General features: G+C 70.7%; 12 protein-coding genes. 11 read left to right on the forward strand and 1 reads right to left on the reverse strand.

What is annotated here, in order from left to right; translation table 11 throughout:
* Window positions 1–77: 77 nt before the first annotated feature.
* From smc to H9L41_RS09740, 4 genes are all read left to right on the forward strand, one after another.
* The gene (gene smc, locus H9L41_RS09725; protein ID WP_028446754.1) at window positions 78–3,599 is read left to right on the forward strand and encodes a chromosome segregation protein SMC; all 3,522 of its coding nucleotides are present in this window, start codon (window positions 78–80) and stop codon (window positions 3,597–3,599) included.
* Between the two features lie 572 nt (window positions 3,600–4,171).
* The gene (locus tag H9L41_RS09730; RefSeq protein ID WP_028446755.1) at window positions 4,172–4,912 is read left to right on the forward strand and encodes a substrate-binding periplasmic protein; all 741 of its coding nucleotides are present in this window, start codon (window positions 4,172–4,174) and stop codon (window positions 4,910–4,912) included.
* Between the two features lie 126 nt (window positions 4,913–5,038).
* Window positions 5,039–5,971, forward strand: a complete 933-nt coding sequence (locus H9L41_RS09735; RefSeq protein ID WP_028446756.1) for a substrate-binding domain-containing protein — start codon at window positions 5,039–5,041, stop codon at window positions 5,969–5,971.
* On the forward strand, window positions 5,968–6,753 hold the full coding sequence (locus H9L41_RS09740; RefSeq protein ID WP_028446757.1) for a transporter substrate-binding domain-containing protein: 786 nt from the start codon (window positions 5,968–5,970) through the stop codon (window positions 6,751–6,753). The genes H9L41_RS09735 and H9L41_RS09740 overlap by 4 nt, the downstream gene beginning before the upstream one ends.
* A gap of 122 nt (window positions 6,754–6,875) precedes the next feature.
* Here H9L41_RS09740 and H9L41_RS09745 read toward each other — a convergent pair whose 3' ends face one another.
* Window positions 6,876–7,043 (reverse strand): hypothetical protein, encoded by a 168-nt coding sequence (locus tag H9L41_RS09745; protein WP_157462014.1) that lies wholly within the window; start codon window positions 7,041–7,043, stop codon window positions 6,876–6,878.
* A gap of 701 nt (window positions 7,044–7,744) precedes the next feature.
* Here H9L41_RS09745 and H9L41_RS09750 point away from each other — a divergent pair.
* The 7 genes from H9L41_RS09750 (at window position 7,745) to ligA (ending at window position 15,337) form a co-directional block, all read left to right on the forward strand.
* On the forward strand, window positions 7,745–8,374 hold the full coding sequence (locus H9L41_RS09750; RefSeq protein ID WP_187523779.1) for a chemotaxis protein CheC: 630 nt from the start codon (window positions 7,745–7,747) through the stop codon (window positions 8,372–8,374).
* Window positions 8,371–8,703, forward strand: a complete 333-nt coding sequence (locus H9L41_RS24530; protein WP_265583981.1) for a PAS domain-containing protein — start codon at window positions 8,371–8,373, stop codon at window positions 8,701–8,703. The genes H9L41_RS09750 and H9L41_RS24530 overlap by 4 nt, the downstream gene beginning before the upstream one ends.
* Window positions 8,704–9,014: 311 nt before the next feature.
* On the forward strand, window positions 9,015–9,563 hold the full coding sequence (locus H9L41_RS24535) for a sensor histidine kinase (protein ID WP_265584034.1): 549 nt from the start codon (window positions 9,015–9,017) through the stop codon (window positions 9,561–9,563).
* Window positions 9,564–9,722: 159 nt separating this feature from the next.
* Window positions 9,723–10,070 carry a helix-turn-helix domain-containing protein gene (locus H9L41_RS25690; protein WP_051319115.1) on the forward strand — a complete coding sequence of 116 codons (348 nt, stop codon included), beginning with the start codon at window positions 9,723–9,725 and terminating at the stop codon, window positions 10,068–10,070.
* A gap of 16 nt (window positions 10,071–10,086) precedes the next feature.
* Window positions 10,087–11,304 (forward strand): type II toxin-antitoxin system HipA family toxin, encoded by a 1,218-nt coding sequence (locus H9L41_RS09765; RefSeq protein ID WP_169730200.1) that lies wholly within the window; start codon window positions 10,087–10,089, stop codon window positions 11,302–11,304.
* 251 nt (window positions 11,305–11,555) lie between these two features.
* On the forward strand, window positions 11,556–12,620 hold the full coding sequence (locus H9L41_RS09770) for a cell division protein ZipA C-terminal FtsZ-binding domain-containing protein (protein WP_028446759.1): 1,065 nt from the start codon (window positions 11,556–11,558) through the stop codon (window positions 12,618–12,620).
* A 461-nt stretch (window positions 12,621–13,081) separates the two neighbouring features.
* Window positions 13,082–15,337 (forward strand): NAD-dependent DNA ligase LigA, encoded by a 2,256-nt coding sequence (gene ligA, locus H9L41_RS24545; RefSeq protein WP_245589220.1) that lies wholly within the window; start codon window positions 13,082–13,084, stop codon window positions 15,335–15,337.
* Window positions 15,338–15,389 lie beyond the last annotated feature (52 nt).

Genomic DNA, 15,389 nt, shown 5'->3' on the forward strand with positions numbered 1-15,389 from the left:
CGATGGCGCGATCCTGGCAGCAGGCCGCATCGATTACAATCCGCCGGTTTCCGCCACCCTCCGCCGCCTCCCGCCCCGTGCGCCTCACCCACGTCCGCCTCGCCGGTTTCAAGAGCTTCGTCGACCCCACCGCCATTCCGGTGCCGGGCCAGCTGGTGGCCGTCTGCGGCCCCAACGGCTGCGGCAAGTCCAACGTGATCGACGCGGTGCGCTGGGTGCTGGGCGAATCGAGCGCCAAGCAGCTGCGCGGCGAATCGATGCAGGACGTGATCTTCAACGGCTCGACCACGCGCAAGCCGGTCGGCCGCGCCTCGGTCGAGCTGGTGTTCGACAACGCCGAGGGCCGCGCCGCCGGCGCCTGGTCGCAGTACGCCGAGATCAGCATCAAGCGGCTGCTCACCCGCCAGGGCGAGTCGTCCTATTTCATCAACAACCTGCAATGCCGCCGCCGCGACATCGCCGACCTGTTCCTCGGCACCGGCGTCGGCACGCGCGGCTATGCGGTGATCGAGCAGGGCATGATCAGCCGCATCATCGAGGCGCGGCCGGAGGAGTTGCGCGCCTTTCTCGAAGAGGCCGCCGGCGTCTCCAAGTACAAGGAACGCCGCAAGGAGACCGAGGCGCGCATCGCCGACACCCGCGAGAACCTGGCGCGCGTCGACGACATCCGCCAGGAGCTGGCCGGCCAGCTCGACAAGCTCGAAGTGCAGGCCGGCGTGGCGGCGCGCTTCCACGAGCTCAAGCAGCAGGTCACCGAGAAGCAGAACCTGCTGGCGCTGCAGCGCAAGCTCGACGCCGAGCGCGACGAGGCGCAGGCGCGCGCCGCGATCGCCGCCGCCCAGACCGCGCTGGAATCGCAGACCGGCCGGCTGCGCGAGATCGAGGCCGCCATCGAGACGCTGCGCGAAACCCACTACGACGCCACCGACCGGGTCGGCGAGGCGCAGACCGCGCTGGCCGACGCCAGCGCCAGCGTGGCCCGGCTCGAACAGAAGCTGCTGCACCTGCGCGAGACGCGGCAGCGGCTGACCCAGCAGCAACAGCAGGCGCGCCAGCGGCTCGACGAGATCGGCCGCCAGGCCCAGGCGCTCGAAGCCGAGCGCGAGGAGTGGCAATACCGCCGCGACGAGGGCGCGATCGGTCACGAGGACGCGCAGGCCGCGCTGCTGGCCGAACAGGACGCCGCGCCGCGGCTGGAGGCCGCCTACAAGCAATGCGAGGCGGCGATGGCCGAGGCGCAGCTTGCGTTCTCGCATGCGCGGCAGACGCGCCAGCTGGCCGAGCAGCAATTGCAGCATCTCGAGCGCTCGCTGGGCCAGCTGCAGCAGCGGCGCGAGCGGCTGGAGGGCGAACAGCGCAGCCTGCCGCGTCCCGATGCCGAGGCGCTCGACGACAAGCGGCTGGAGCTGGAGGAACTGACGCTGGCGCTGGACGAGCAGCAAGGCCGGCTGGCGGCGCTGGACGAGGCATTGCACCAGGCCGAGGAAGCGCGCGGCGGCCATCGCCGCGAGGTGGAACGGCTGCGCGCCGAGCGGGCCGAGGCGACCGCGCGGCGCGATGCGCTGGCCAAGCTGCAGGCCCAGGCCGCCGCCGACAAGTCGCTCGACGCCTGGCTGGCGCGCCAGGGCCTGGCCGAGGCGCCGCGGCTGTTCAAGCTGCTCGACATCGCGCCGGGCTGGGAGACCGCGGTCGAGGCGGTGTTGCGCGAACGGATGAACGCGGTGCTGGGCGGGGCGCGCGAGGACGGCCCGGCGCCGGCCCGGCTGACGCTGCTCGCACCGGATGCCGCGGCGGCCGATGCCGCGGCGCGAGGCGAGGGCGCCGCTGCGGCAGCGGCCGTGGCCTTGGTGCCGCTGGGCGAGCATGTCGGCTCTACCCATCCGGCGGTGGCGGCGGCCTTGCGCGACTGGCTGGCGCAGGTCTGGTGCGTCGACGACGCGGCCGGCCTGCCGGCGGCGCAGCCGCTGCTGCCGCCGGGCGGCCTGGCGGTCAGCCCGGCCGGCCATGCCGCCAGCCGACACGCGCTGCATTTCCATGCGCCCGACAATGCGCTGGCCGGCGTATTGCAGCGCGAACGCGAACTGGGCGAGCTGAACCGCCTGCTCGAACAGGCCGGCCCGGCGCTCGAGGCCGAGAGCGCCGCGCTGCACGCGGCCGAGCAGCGGCTCGGCGAGCTGCATGCCGAGCTCAAGCACGCGCGGCAGAAGCTCGACGCCCTGCGCCAGCAGCGCGGCGAGCGCCAGGTCGAGGTGGCGCGGCTGACCCAGGCGCAGGAGCAGGCGCGCTCGCGCGCCGAGGCGCTGGCGCGCGAGCTGGCCGAGCTGGCCGACGAGGCGGCCGAGCTGGCGCTCGAGCGCGAGAAAGTGCGGACCGAGATGGAGACTGCGGCAGCCGAATTGCCGGCGCTGGAACGCGCGGTCGACGGCGCCAAGCTGGCCCGGGTCGAGGCCGAGACCGCGCTCGACATCCAGCGCAGCCGGCTGCGCCAGGCCGAGCGCCAGGCGCAGGAAGCCGGCTTCGCCCGGCAATCGGCCGAGGCGCGGCTGAACGAGCTGGCGCGGCGCGGCGAGGACCTGGCCGGCCAGCGCGAGGAGGCGCGGCTGCGGCTGGAGGAAGCCAGCTTCGACCTCGAAGGCATCGACGAGGGCGAATTCGACGTCGGCTTCCAGGACGCGGTGAACCGCCGCGCCGAGATGGAACGCGCGCTGGCCGCCATGCGCGACGCGCTCAACGCGGCGACCAATGCGCTGCGCGAGAAGGAAGCCGAGAAGCAGCAGGTCGAGCAGGGCTTCGACCCGCTGCGCGACAAGGTCGGCGAGTTGCGGCTGAAGGAACAGGAGGCGCGGCTGGCGCTCGAGCGCTTCAGCCAGGAGCTCGACGAGGCCGGCGCCGACGTCGCCGCGCTGATGCCGCTGATCGGCGCCGGGCTCAAGGTGCAGTCGCTGGTCGGCGAGATCGGCCGGCTCAGCCAGGCGATCAACGCGCTGGGCAACGTCAACCTGGCGGCGCTGGAAGAGCTCAACGCCGCGCGCGAGCGCAAGACCTACCTCGACGGCCAGGCGGCCGACCTGACCGAGGCGATGGAGACGCTGGAAAGCGCGATCCGCAAGATCGACCGCGAGACGCGGGCGATGCTGCAGGAGACCTTCGACGCGGTGAACGGCAGCCTGCAGGAGCTGTTCCCGGCGCTGTTCGGCGGCGGCCATGCCGAGCTGATCCTGACCGGCGAGGAGATCCTCGACGCCGGCATCCAGATCATGGCCCAGCCGCCGGGCAAGAAGAACGCCACCATCCACCTGCTGTCGGGCGGCGAGAAGGCGCTGACCGCGCTGAGCCTGGTGTTCTCGCTGTTCCGCCTCAACCCGGCGCCGTTCTGCCTGCTGGACGAGGTCGACGCGCCGCTGGACGACGCCAATACCGCGCGCTTCTGCGAGATGGTGAAGCGGATGGCCGAGAAGACCCAGTTCCTCTATATCAGCCACAACAAGATCACCATGGAGATGGCCGACCAGTTGGTCGGCATCACCATGCAGGAGCAGGGCGTGAGCCGGGTGGTGGCGGTGGATATCGAGCAGGCGCTGCAGATGCGCGAGGCGTGAGGCGCGAGGCTACGAAGATGGGATGGCTTGCGGTTGCTGATCAGCGCCGGCGGCTGCCGACGCGACAGGGGCGGCGCCGATGCCTTGGTGCTGGTCGGGGCGATCAAGTGAGATTGCGGGCGCGCTCGATGAAATTCCGGCTAGCAGGCGGGTGGGACAGTCCCCATTTCCTGCGGATTATCGTCTTCCGTCCCATTTTTTCGGCGCCGTAAATCCGCCATGGCCCACTTCCCGGGCATTTCACCCTCGCTGCCCGCCGGTCGCCAGCTGGCGGACGGATCGATGCCCATACCGTCTCCGCCTGCATCAGATCCAGCAGCCGCGCCAGGTTGTCGGCAGCGAAGGTAAACAAGGCCTGTCTCCGTAGATCGCGCTCGTCGTTGGCGACTGGAGCGGGGGGCCGGCCTGCAGGGTCTTGTCGCGGCTTTCGCCTTCTGCTGGGCTTGCGGGCGCATCCGGTCCGCCGGTGGGCGATTCCTGCCGTAACGGCGCCCGTGGTCTAGTCTCAAGCGGACTGCCCCATCGGCGGTCACGCTTCCGGCAAACCACAACAGACAACAAGGATATTTCCAATGCGCCAACCGACGCTCGCCGCCGCCCTTGCATTGTCCCTCGCGCTGGCCTGCCAGGCCGACTCCCTGTCGCTGGTCACCGGCAACGACTACGCGCCCTTCGCCGACAGCAAGCTGCCCAACGGCGGCCTGGCGGCCGAGGTGGCCGTGAAGGCGTTCGCCGAGTCCAAGACCGAAGTGAAACTCGACTGGTCGCCCTGGGCCAGGGGCTATGAAGAAGCCAAGTCTGGGCGCTATGCGGCGACCTTCCCCTACGTGAAGTCGGCCGAGCGCGAGAAGGATTTCATCTACTCGGCACCGATCTACGAAATCCAGCAGCGCGCGTTCGCCAAGCCGGGCAGCAAGTTCGACTTCGGCCATGTCGCCAGCCTGGCCGGCAGCACGGTCTGCGTCCCGCTGGGCTGGGCGCCGTCCGCGTCGCTGCTGCCGCTGATCAAGAGCGGGCAGATCAAGAAGAGCGAGCCCAAGGACATCTCGACCTGCGCCCAGATGGTGGCGGCCGGCCGCGCCGACTATTTCGTCACCGACCAGTTCCAGGGCCGGACGGCCATCAAGGGCGCCAATCTGCCGGCGGATGCGCTGACCGCTTCGTCGGTGGTGCTGGAGTCGGAGACCCTGCACCTGATCGCGGGCCGGGCGACGCCGCAGGGCAGGAGCGTGATCGCCGCGTTCGACAAGGGCCTCGAGACCTTGCGGAAGAACGGCGGATACGACCGGATCGTGGCGGCCCATACCCGCTGAAAGCGCGCGGCCGCCGGCCGATGTCCGGCGGCCGCGACCCGTCTGCCGTTCGTACCCTGATGCGGCGCCGTCCCCATATGGGCTATGTTGGATTCACGAATCCATCGGTAGGCATGAGGTGACGCGATGAATCGACGCCAGTTTGGCCAGGCTGCGCTGTGCCTGGCCTTGCCGTCCCTGCCTCTGGCCGCGCCGGCCCGGCCGCTGGTCGGCATGGTGCTCAAATCCATGCGCAACGAGTTCTTCGTGCAGATGGCCGACGGCGCCCGTGCGCACCAGCGCCGGCGGCAGGCCGACTACGAACTTGCGGTGGCCGGCGTGCAGGAAGAGACCGATGTCAAGGGCCAGGAAACGATCGTCCAGCAACTGCTGGCCCGCCGCGCCGGCGCCCTGGTGGTGGTGCCGGCCGATTCGGTCGCCATGCTGCCGATCCTGATCCGAGCGGTGGCGGCGGGCACCCTGGTCATCAACATGGACAACAAGCTGGACGACCGGGCGCTGGCTGCGGCGCAGCTGAACATCCCCTTCGTCGGTCCGAGCAATTTCGCCGGCGCCCGCAGCGTCGGCGCCCAGGTCGCCCAGGGCCTGCCGCCGGGCAGCCGGATCGGGCTGGTCGAAGGACCGCCCGGCTCGATCAATGCCAAAGCGCGCAGCGACGGCTTCCGCGAGGCGATACGGGCCGCCGGCATGGAGATCGCCGGTATCCGCTCCGGCTTCTGGGAGGTGGCCGGCGGCGAGAAAGCCGCCCGCGAACTGCTGGAAGCCGAACCGAAGCTGCGGGCCTTGCTCTGCGGCAACGACAACATGGCGATCGGCGCGGTGAAGGCGGTCGAAGCGATGGGTCTGCACGGCAAGGTCGCCATCGCCGGCTACGACAACATCCCGGCGATCCGGCCCTATATCGCCGACGGCCGCGTGGTGGCGACGGCCGACCAATATCCGGCCAAGCAGGCGGAATACGCGCTGGAGCTGGCGATCAAGTCATTGGCCAGCGGCGCCCGCCAGGAAGACCTGCCCGGCATCGTCCCCACGCCGGTCCAGCTGGTCACGCGCAAATGAGCGGGACGCGCCACCTGCGCCGCGGCCTGCTCGCGCTGGCGGCGGCCGCGACCTTGGGCCGGGCTGCGGCGGCCGAACGGCTGGACGTCTACGGCGAGCCCTACCCGCCGTTTCTGCTCGATCGGCAAGGCACGCTTGCCGGCCCCTATGCCGAGGCGTTCGCCGCCCTGCTGCGGCAGCAGGGCATCGAGGCCCGTTTCGTCTCGATGCCCGTCAAGCGATTGATGCTGCAGCTCGAAAGCCAGCCCAACAGCTGCGGGCTTGCGCTGAACTTCGCGCCCGGCGCGGCCGAGACGCTGAACTACCTGGGCCGGGTGGCGCCGATCACCGTATCGGTCTACGCCAATGCCGGCCAGTCGGTCAGGCTCAGCAACATCGAGGATCTCCGCCGCTACCGGGTCGGCGCGATCGATATCGCCGAGCTGCGCGACCTGCTCGACACGGCCGGCATCGCCTACGAGCCGTTGGCGCAGTCGAGCCGGGGGTTTTCGATGCTCGGCGCGCATCGCTTCGACCTCTTGCTGAGCGATCTGCTGCCCGAGCTCGACGCCGGCGGTGCCGGCATCGTGCGGGTGTTCACGCTGGCCCGATTCGAACGCTGGGTCGCCTGCAACAGCGGCATCGCGCCGGCTACCGCCGGCAAGCTGCGCAAGGCGCTGGCGGAAGGCCTGTTCGCCCAGTCCGTCCAGCCCATCTGGGCGCGCTACCGCCTGCAGGCCTACTACGACGATGTGCGTGACGGCTGGGTAGCGATCCCCAAGGCCCGCTCCGGCAGGAAATGAGGCGGGCGCCGGCGGCGCCTGCCGGCCGTCCCGGTCCCCGGGACGGGGACTCGCGGCAAGCTCCGCCGGTCATGCTCGCTCGGTCTTCATCCCCTCGGCTCCACCCGGTCGATGACCCGCCCCTAATTGGCCGCGAGGCTCGGCTGCCGCGCCTTGCCCAGCCGGCCGGTGGTCGCTCCGGACACCACGTCGACATCGCTCAGGTCGGCGTTCGCACCGGCCAGGCTGCGCTGGGCATCGGTCGCGTCGAAGACCTTGTCCGACAGGCCGTCCATCGTGTGGCCCGGCATCGCCGTCTCGTCGGCGAAGACCTTCAGCGTGCCGACGAAGGCGCGGCCCTTCTTGCCGTCGCGGCGGATCGAGGTCGGCGACGGCAGCGGCGGCGTCGAGGTCGGGCGGGTGCGCCGGCGCGCGCGAATGCGGGCTGCTGGGCGAGGCCGGGCGGCTGGACGACGCGGAAGCGGTGCAACCGATCTTCCTCCCGGGATTTTCGAGCGCCGACGCGCTGTCCGACATCTCGGGCCGCGGCGTAGGCTTGCCGACACCCTGCCGTGGCGCGGCGAGGTGCTGCCGGGCGCCGGCCCGGCCCATACCACCCCTACTCGAAGGAGGAATGCCATGAGCGCCCACAAGCGCGCCCTGATCGTCGACGACAGCTCGATTTCGCGGCCGATGCTGAAGGACCTGCCGCGGGCCCCGCGCCCGGACCGGGAGGCCTGGCAGGCTGGCAGCGGCGCCGAGGCGCTGCTGCGCGTGCGCGAGGTGCCGCCGGACCTGATCACGCTCGACCTGAACATGCCCGGGATGGACCGCCTCGAAGCCGCCCGCCTGCTGCACGACGCCTGCCCGACGCCAAGATCGCCATCGTCGCCGCCCACATCCGGGACCGCGTGCGGCGCAAGGTGCAGCCGCTCGGCATCCTGTCCGGGGCGATGGCGGAAAAGCCGATCAACCAAGCCGGGGTCCGCAAGATCCTGTTCGGGCTGTGATCATGGATACCCGTTTCAGCGATCTGCACAGGGAGCCCCTGGCCGAGGTGTTCGACATCGCCATGGGCTGCGCCGCGCCGGCCATGGGCCGCATCGTCAACGCGGAGGTGAAGCTCGGCGTGCCGCAGGTCAGGCTGGTGCCGCGGCAGGCCGTCGCGGCCCTGCTGGGCGGGACGGAGCAGAAGGTCTACAGCATCACCCAGGTGCTCGAAGGCGATTTCGACGCCTTCGCGATGCTGGTCTTCCCCGAGGCCAACGGCCTGGAACTGGTGCGGCTGACGGTGGGCGAGATCGCCGACGGCGAGTCGATCACCGAGCTCGAGCGCGAGGCGCTGACCGAGATCGGCAACCTCATCCTCAATGCCTGCACCGGCACCGTGACCAAGCTGCTGAAGGGCGAATTCCACGTCTCGCTGCCAGTGTTCAGGGCCAGCACCTACGGCGACCTGCTGGCCCGCAGGACGGCGGCCGGCTGGCCGACGACGTGGTGGTGCTGCTGCACATCGATTTCTGCGTCGAGCAGCATTCGATCAACGGCCATCTGGCCTTCGTCCAGGACATCGTGTCGTTCCCGGCCTGGTCGAGCGGATCGACCGCTTCATCGCCGAAGCCCGGCAGGGCTGACGGCATGAGCAGCGCCGATCGCATCGCCGCGGCGCCCGACACTTCGGTCGCCACGCTGTTGTCGAGCCTGTCGCTGGGCATCGTGGTGCTGGACCAGGCGGCCAACGTGCTGCACTGGAACGATTGGGTCGCCAAGCGCGCCGGCATCGCCGCCGCCGAGGCCTGCGGCCGGCCGCTGTACGCGCTATGGCCCTCGCTCGAGGGGGCCGGGTGCAGGCCGGCATCGAGCAGGCGCTGCAGCTGGGCCAGCCCACGCTGCTGTCCGGCTCGCTCAACCGCGACCTGCTGCCGCTGTACGCCGATCCCTCGCGGCGGCCGCAGGGCCTGCTGCGGCTGACCATCAGCATCACCGCCTTCACCTCCGAGCCGCACGGCCGGCAGTGCCTGATCCAGATCACCGACGTCTCGGCCGCGGTCGAGCGCGAGGCCGCGCTGCGGCGCAAGGCCCAGCTGCTGCGCGACAGCCTGGCGCAGCAGGCCAGCATGCTGCGCCAGCTCGAGACCCACAACGACCAGCTCGACCTGCTGGTGCGCGAGCGCACCGCCCAGCTCAACGAGCTGGCCAAGTACCTGCAGGACGTGTCCGAGCAGGAGAAGGCGATGCTGGCGCGCGAGCTGCACGACGAGCTCGGCGGGCTGATGACCGCCATGCGGATCGACCTCCACAGCTCGATCAAGCTGATCAAGGACAGCAACCCGACCGTGCACCACAAGCTGTCGCGCGCGCTCGAGTACCTGGACTCCAGCATCAACATCAAGCGCAGCATCATCGAAGGCATGCGGCCCACCACGCTGACCCACCTGGGCCTGGCGACCGCGCTGCGCTTCCTGGCCGACGAGATGTCGCAGGTCAACGGCTGGCGGCTGGAGCTCGACCTGGACGAGGATATCTGCGCGCTGCCCGAGGATGCCTCGCTGGCGCTGTACCGGGTGGCGCAGGAGTCGCTGACCAATATCGCCAAGTACGCCGGCGCCGGCCACGTCTCGATCGGGCTGTTCCGCAGCGGCCGCATGATCCGTCTGGCGATCCGCGACGACGGCAAGGGTTTCAACCTGCAGGAGATCGACAGGCCGCGCAGCCACGGCCTGGCCGGCATGCGCAGCCGCATCGAGGCGCGCGGCGGCCGCTTCGAGATTTCGACCACCGAAGGGCAGGGCGTCGCCATCCAGGTGTCCCTGCCGGTCGAGACGGCCTGACGACGTGCCGCCCTGGACCGGCGCTGCGCCGCCGAATCGCTCCGGCCCGGCGCCGTTGCACCGGCTTGCCATATGGAAAGTTCATAAATGATCTTTTTTATAAAAAAAACATCGTTTATGATTTCTGACAGGTGCAATGGCTTGGAAACGGGGGCGGAAATGGTGCGCAAGGCACGCGAGGGATTCCTGAGCGAGGAGGCGAACGCCATGCTGCGCACGCTGGGCGAGCACATCCGCCTGGCCCGCAAGCGGCGGCGCTGGACGCGGCCGGAGCTGGCCAGCCGCACCGGCGTCTCGGTGCCCACGCTGGCGCGGCTGGAGAGCGGCTCGGCCAATATCGGCATGCACCAGCTGATGGCGGTGCTCACCGCCTTCGGCCTGGTCGCCGACGTCGCCGCGCTGGCCAACCCGGCGACCGACGCCGAGGGCGCCCGGCTGGAAGCGCTGGCGCGGGGCCGCGCCGCGGCCGGCGTAGCGGCGCAGCCGCCGATCGACACTGATTTCTGAGCCGATGGCGGCGCCGTTGACCCAAGCCTATGTATTCGCCCAACTGGCCGGCGATCCGCGTCCGGTCGGTACCGTGCGGCTGACGCCGGGCGGCTACGAGTTCGGCTATGCCCGCAGCTGGCTCGGCCGCAGCGATGCGTTCGCGCTCGACCCGATCCACCTGCCGCTGCGCGAGCAATCGTTTCTCGGCACGCAGCTGTTTTCGGCGCTGGCCGATTCGCTGCCGGACGACTGGGGCCGCCGGGTGTTCGCAGCGATCCACCGCCAGCAGCCGGCCAACGAGGTCGAGGCGCTGCTGGTCACCCGCGGCACCGGCGTGGGCTGCCTGCTGTATTCGGGTTCGAAGGAGCGGGTCAAGCCGCCGGCGGCGGTGCCGGCCTTCGCCGACCTGGCGCGCATCGCCCAGGCCGCCAGCGAGGTCGAGGCGCGCCGGGTGGTGCAGGACGAGGGCCTGGTGCGGCTGCTGTGGTTCGGCTCCAGCATGGGCGGCGCGCGGCCCAAGGCGACCGTGGCGCACGAAGGGCGCGAATGGATCGCCAAGTTCGCCCGCGAGGGCGACCTGTTCGACCACGCCCTGGCCGAGAAGGCCTTCCAGCTGATGGCCGCCGACGCCGGCCTGCCGGTGATGGAAAGCCGGGTGGTGGCGGTGGCCGGCGGCAACGTGCTGCTGATCGAGCGCTTCGACCGCCGCCCCGGCGGCGAGCGGCTGCACTACATCAGCGCGCGCACGCTGCTGTCGATGTACCGCATCGGCGCGGCCGACGAGCGCGGCGACTTCAGCTACGCCGGCATCGCCGACGGCCTCAAGCGCTGCGCCTTCGAGGCGGTGGCCCAGCTGCGCCAGCTCTATCGCCGCATGGCCTTCAACCTGGCCATCGCCAATACCGACGACCACTTGCTCAACCACGGCCTGCTCTACCTGCCGGGCCGCGGCTATGGCCTGGCGCCGGTGTTCGACGTGGTGCCCAATCCGCGCCAGCCCGAGCTGCACGCGATCGGCCTGGGCAGCGACGGCCGCCGCGCCTCGCTGGCCAACCTGTTGAGCCGGCACGCGAAGTTCGGCCTGGACCGGCATGCGGCGGTCGAGGAAATCGCCGCGGTGCTCGCGGTGGTGGGACGCTGCGACGAATATTTCGAACGCGTCGGCATGGCGGCGGTCGATCGGGTCATGCACGGCGCCCTGTGCCGCCGCTACGGCCAGGCCGAGCTCGACGCCGCGGCCGCGGCGGCATGACGACTTGGCTTGCGCGCGCGCCATCCGCTAAGCTCGGCGCTGGCCGGGCCTTGCCCGCCCAGCGCCGGTGAAAGGTGAAACGTGAAAAGTGAAACGTGGTGATCGGCCGCGTTTCGTTGCCGCTCCGGCCGGCGGCACGTTTCACCCGGAATCGATCTGCCGGAAGTTAAGAAGCGCGGAAGGCGGCAATGCGCCACGTTTCACGTTTCACCGCCGCGCAGCGGCATCACGTTTCACGGACTTTCATATACATGAGCGAATTCCACTGGATCACCCTCGGCCTCGGCGCCGCCCTCGTCGGCGCGGTCTGGGGCTTCAACGCCTGGCAGGAATGGCGCTTCAAGAAGCGCGCCGCCGCCGCGTTCGCGCGCAGCCATCCGGACGTGCTGCTCGATACGCCGAAGAACATGGTGCGCCAGGGCGAGACCGGCATGCGGCTGGAGCCGACGCTGGAGCCGGCCGCCACGGTGCTGGGCGAGCCGCTGGCGCCGGTGCCGGAGATGGTCGACCTGGCCGACAGCGTCGCGCTGGCGGTCGCCATCCTCGATCCGGCGCTCGACTACGTCGCCGAGGTCCACCCGGGCGACCTGGTCGACTACGCTGCGGTGCCGTCGATCGAGGTCGGCAAGCGGGTGCGGGTGCTCGGGCTGTCCGACGCCGACGAGTGGGAAGTGATCCGCCCCGGCCACCGCTACCAGGAATTTCGCATCGGCCTGCAGCTGGTCGACCGCCAGGGGCCGGTCAGCGAGGCGCAGCTGGTGATGTTCTGCGAGCAGGTCAACGCCTTCGCCGACGCCCAGGGCGGCGTCGCCACCTTCCCGCGCCGCGAGGACAAGCTGCGCGTGGCGCAGCAGCTCGACGGCTTCTGCGCCGAGGTCGACATGCTGATCGGCCTCAACGTGGTGTCCAGCCGCAACCCGTTCGCGCTGAGCCGGGTGGTGGCGATGGCCGAGGCGGCCGGCCTGGTGCTCGAGACCGACGGCGTGTTCCATGCGCGCTCCGATTCGGGCAAGCCGCTGTTCACGCTGGCCGATCGCCATCACCGGCCGCTCGACGCGCTCGACGACACGCCCTCGGTCACGCTGTTGCTCGACGTGCCGCGCGTGGCCGGCGGCGAGCAGGCCTTCGACCGGATGGCCGACCTGGCGCAGCAGATGGCGCTGACGCTCGGCGGCGACCTGGTCGACGACGACAACCGTTCGCTCAAGCCGGCCGACCTAGCGGCGATCCGCAAGCAGCTGGTGTCGATCTACGCCAAGATGGACGACCGCGGCATTCCGGGCGGCGGGGTCGCGGCGCTGCGGCTGTTCGCGTAGGGCCCGGCGGGCGCATCGAGTTTGGCCTGGGCTCGATCTGTTGCGCGGCTCCCGGCGGAGCCGGGAGTTCGAGGGCGGTGAGTGCTCGACCTCAGGCCCTACCCTGATCGATTCCTGCTCCCCCGCCCTCGCCGCCGCGAGGGGCCTCGCTGGCGCTCGTCAGCGCTTCGTAGATAATTTCGTTTTCGTACATGGTTGGCAAATGACCGACCGGGTAGGTCGGGCTTTATGCCCGACGGCGCCGCCGATCGAGGTCGCTGTCGGGCATAAAGCCCGACCTGCAAGGCTCGCCGATCCGGTGCAGCCTGGAGTCGATCCCGGCCGTTTCCAGGTCGGTCGGAATTCATTCCGACGGCGACCTAGGCCAAGCGTGTCGTCGGAATGGATTCCGACCAACTCTGCAACAATTCATCGACCGGTTCCATCGCGTGGCCGGCGCATTTCCTCTGAGTGAACTGACCGTGTCCCAAGTTACAGAACGCGCCGCCGAGCTGCGCACCCTGCTCAACCGCTACGCCCGCGAGTACTACCTGCTCGACGCGCCCAGCGTGCCCGATGCCGAGTACGACCGGCTGTTCCGCGAACTCGAGGCGATCGAGACCGAACACCCCGAGCTGAAGACCGCCGATTCGCCGACCCAGCGCGTCGGCGCGCGGCCGCTGACCGGTTTCACGCCGGTGCGCCATGCGGTGCCGATGCTGTCGATCCGCACCGAGACCGACTCCGGCCCCGGCGGCGCGGCCAATTTCGACGCCCGCGTGCGGCGCGAGCTCGGCCTCGGCGAGACCGACCCGCCGGTGCGCTACGCCGCCGAGCTCAAGTTCGACGGCCTGGCCATCAGCCTGCGCTACGAGCACGGCGTGCTGGTGCGCGCCGCCACCCGCGGCGACGGCGAGACCGGCGAGGAGGTCACCCAGAACATCCGCACCATCGGCCAGATCCCGCTGCGGCTGGCCGGCGTCGAGGCGCCGGTGCTCGAGGTGCGCGGCGAGGTCTACATCCGCCGCGACGCCTTCGAGGCGCTCAACGCGCGCCAGCGCGAGGCCGGCGAGAAGACCTTCGTCAATCCGCGCAACGCGGCGGCCGGCGCGGTGCGCCAGCTCGATCCGCGCATCGCGGCGAAACGGCCGCTGAGCTTCTTCGCCTATGGCCTGGGCGAGGTCGTCGGCTGGCCGCTGCCCGACAGCCACGGCGGCATGCTCGACGCGCTGGCGGCGATGGGCCTGCCGGTCTGCGCCGACCGCGCGGTGGTCGAGGGCGCCGACGGCCTGGTCGAATTCCACCAGGCGATCGCCGCCCGGCGCGACGCGCTGCCGTTCGACATCGACGGCGTGGTCTACAAGGTCGACGAGCTGGCGCTGCAGGCGCGGCTCGGCTTCGTCACCCGCGAACCGCGTTGGGCGGTGGCGCACAAATACCCGGCGCAGGAGATGCTGACCACGGTCGAATCGATCGGCGTGCAGGTCGGCCGCACCGGCGCCATCACGCCGGTGGCGCGGCTGGCGCCGGTGTTCGTCGGCGGCGTCACCGTCACCAACGCCACGCTGCACAACATCGACCGCATCCGCCAGCTCGACGTGCGCGCCGGCGACACGGTGATCGTGCGGCGCGCCGGCGACGTGATCCCGGAGATCGTCGACGTGGTGCTCGAGCGGCGGCCGCTGGTCGACGCCGTCGAGGCGCGCCGGCGCGGCCTGCGCGGCGGCTCCTCGCGCGCCAAGCAGGATCGCTGCCGCCGCGTCGGCCCGCGCTTGCGCGGTCTGCTGGCCGAACGCGGCGCCGGCCGCGTCCTCAGCCGCGACGGCGAGACCGGCAAGGCCGCCTGCCTGGTGCCGCGCCATGCACCGTTCAAGATGCCGCGCGCCTGCCCGGTCTGCGGCTCGCACGTGGCGCGCGAGCCGGGCGAGGCGGCCTACCGCTGCACCGGCGGGCTGGTCTGCCCGGCCCAGCGCAAGCAGGCGCTGCTGCACTTCGCCGGCCGCCGCGCGATGGATATCGAGGGCCTGGGCGACAAGCTGGTCGAGCAGCTGGTCGACGTCGGCCTGGTGCGCAGCCCGGCCGATTTCTACAGGCTCGGCGTGCTCAAGCTGGTCGAGCTCGACCGGATGGCCGAGAAATCGGCCGTCAACGTGCTCGACGCGATCGAGAAGAGCAAGGCCACCACGCTGGCGCGCTTCATCTACGCGCTCGGCATCCGCAACGTCGGCGAGGCGACGGCCAAGGATCTGGCGCGCCACTTCGGCAAGCTCGACGGCCTGATCGAGGCGGCCGGCCAGGACGACGAGGCGGCCGCGCTGGCGGCGCTGCAGGCGGTGCCCGAGATCGGCCCGATCGTGGCGCGCTCGCTGCGCGACTTCCTGCTCGAGCCACATAATCGCGAAGCGATCGAACAATTGCGCGCGGCCGGTGTCCATTGGCCCGAGTCCGACCCGAGCGAGGCGGCGCTGGCAGGCCCCTTGCTCGGCAAGACGCTGGTGATCACCGGCACGCTGCCGACGCTGGGCCGCGACGACACCAAGGCGCTGATCGAGGAAGCAGGCGGCAAGGTGGCCGGTTCGGTATCGAAGAAGACCGACTACCTGGTGGCCGGCGAGGCAGCCGGTTCCAAGCTCGACAAGGCACGCGAGCTCGGTATCGCGATCCTCGACGAGGCCGGCCTGTTCGCCCTGCTGGGCAAGCCGGCCCCGGCCGTCACCGGCGATCTCTTGTCGGATTGATCCCGGCGAAGGCGCGAGGGACCGCCGCCGGCGTACGTAGTCCGCCGGTTTG

Origin of the sequence: Chitinimonas koreensis, assembly GCF_014353015.1 — a bacterium.
GTDB lineage: Bacteria > Pseudomonadota > Gammaproteobacteria > Burkholderiales > Chitinimonadaceae > Chitinimonas > Chitinimonas koreensis.

Bases quoted from the DNA above. Each gene is read 5' to 3' on its own strand.
- H9L41_RS09750 (WP_187523779.1), top strand. From the start codon at position 7,745: ATGGATACCCGTTTCAGCGATCTGCACAGGGAGCCCCTGGCCGAGGTG.
- H9L41_RS25690 (WP_051319115.1), top strand. From the start codon at position 9,723: ATGGTGCGCAAGGCACGCGAGGGATTCCTGAGCGAGGAGGCGAACGCC.
- H9L41_RS09730 (WP_028446755.1), top strand. From the start codon at position 4,172: ATGCGCCAACCGACGCTCGCCGCCGCCCTTGCATTGTCCCTCGCGCTG.
- H9L41_RS09770 (WP_028446759.1), top strand. From the start codon at position 11,556: ATGAGCGAATTCCACTGGATCACCCTCGGCCTCGGCGCCGCCCTCGTC.
- H9L41_RS24530 (WP_265583981.1), top strand. From the start codon at position 8,371: ATGAGCAGCGCCGATCGCATCGCCGCGGCGCCCGACACTTCGGTCGCC.
- H9L41_RS09745 (WP_157462014.1), bottom strand. From the start codon at position 7,043: ATGCCGGGCCACACGATGGACGGCCTGTCGGACAAGGTCTTCGACGCG.
- H9L41_RS09740 (WP_028446757.1), top strand. From the start codon at position 5,968: ATGAGCGGGACGCGCCACCTGCGCCGCGGCCTGCTCGCGCTGGCGGCG.
- H9L41_RS24535 (WP_265584034.1), top strand. From the start codon at position 9,015: ATGCGGATCGACCTCCACAGCTCGATCAAGCTGATCAAGGACAGCAAC.
- H9L41_RS09735 (WP_028446756.1), top strand. From the start codon at position 5,039: ATGAATCGACGCCAGTTTGGCCAGGCTGCGCTGTGCCTGGCCTTGCCG.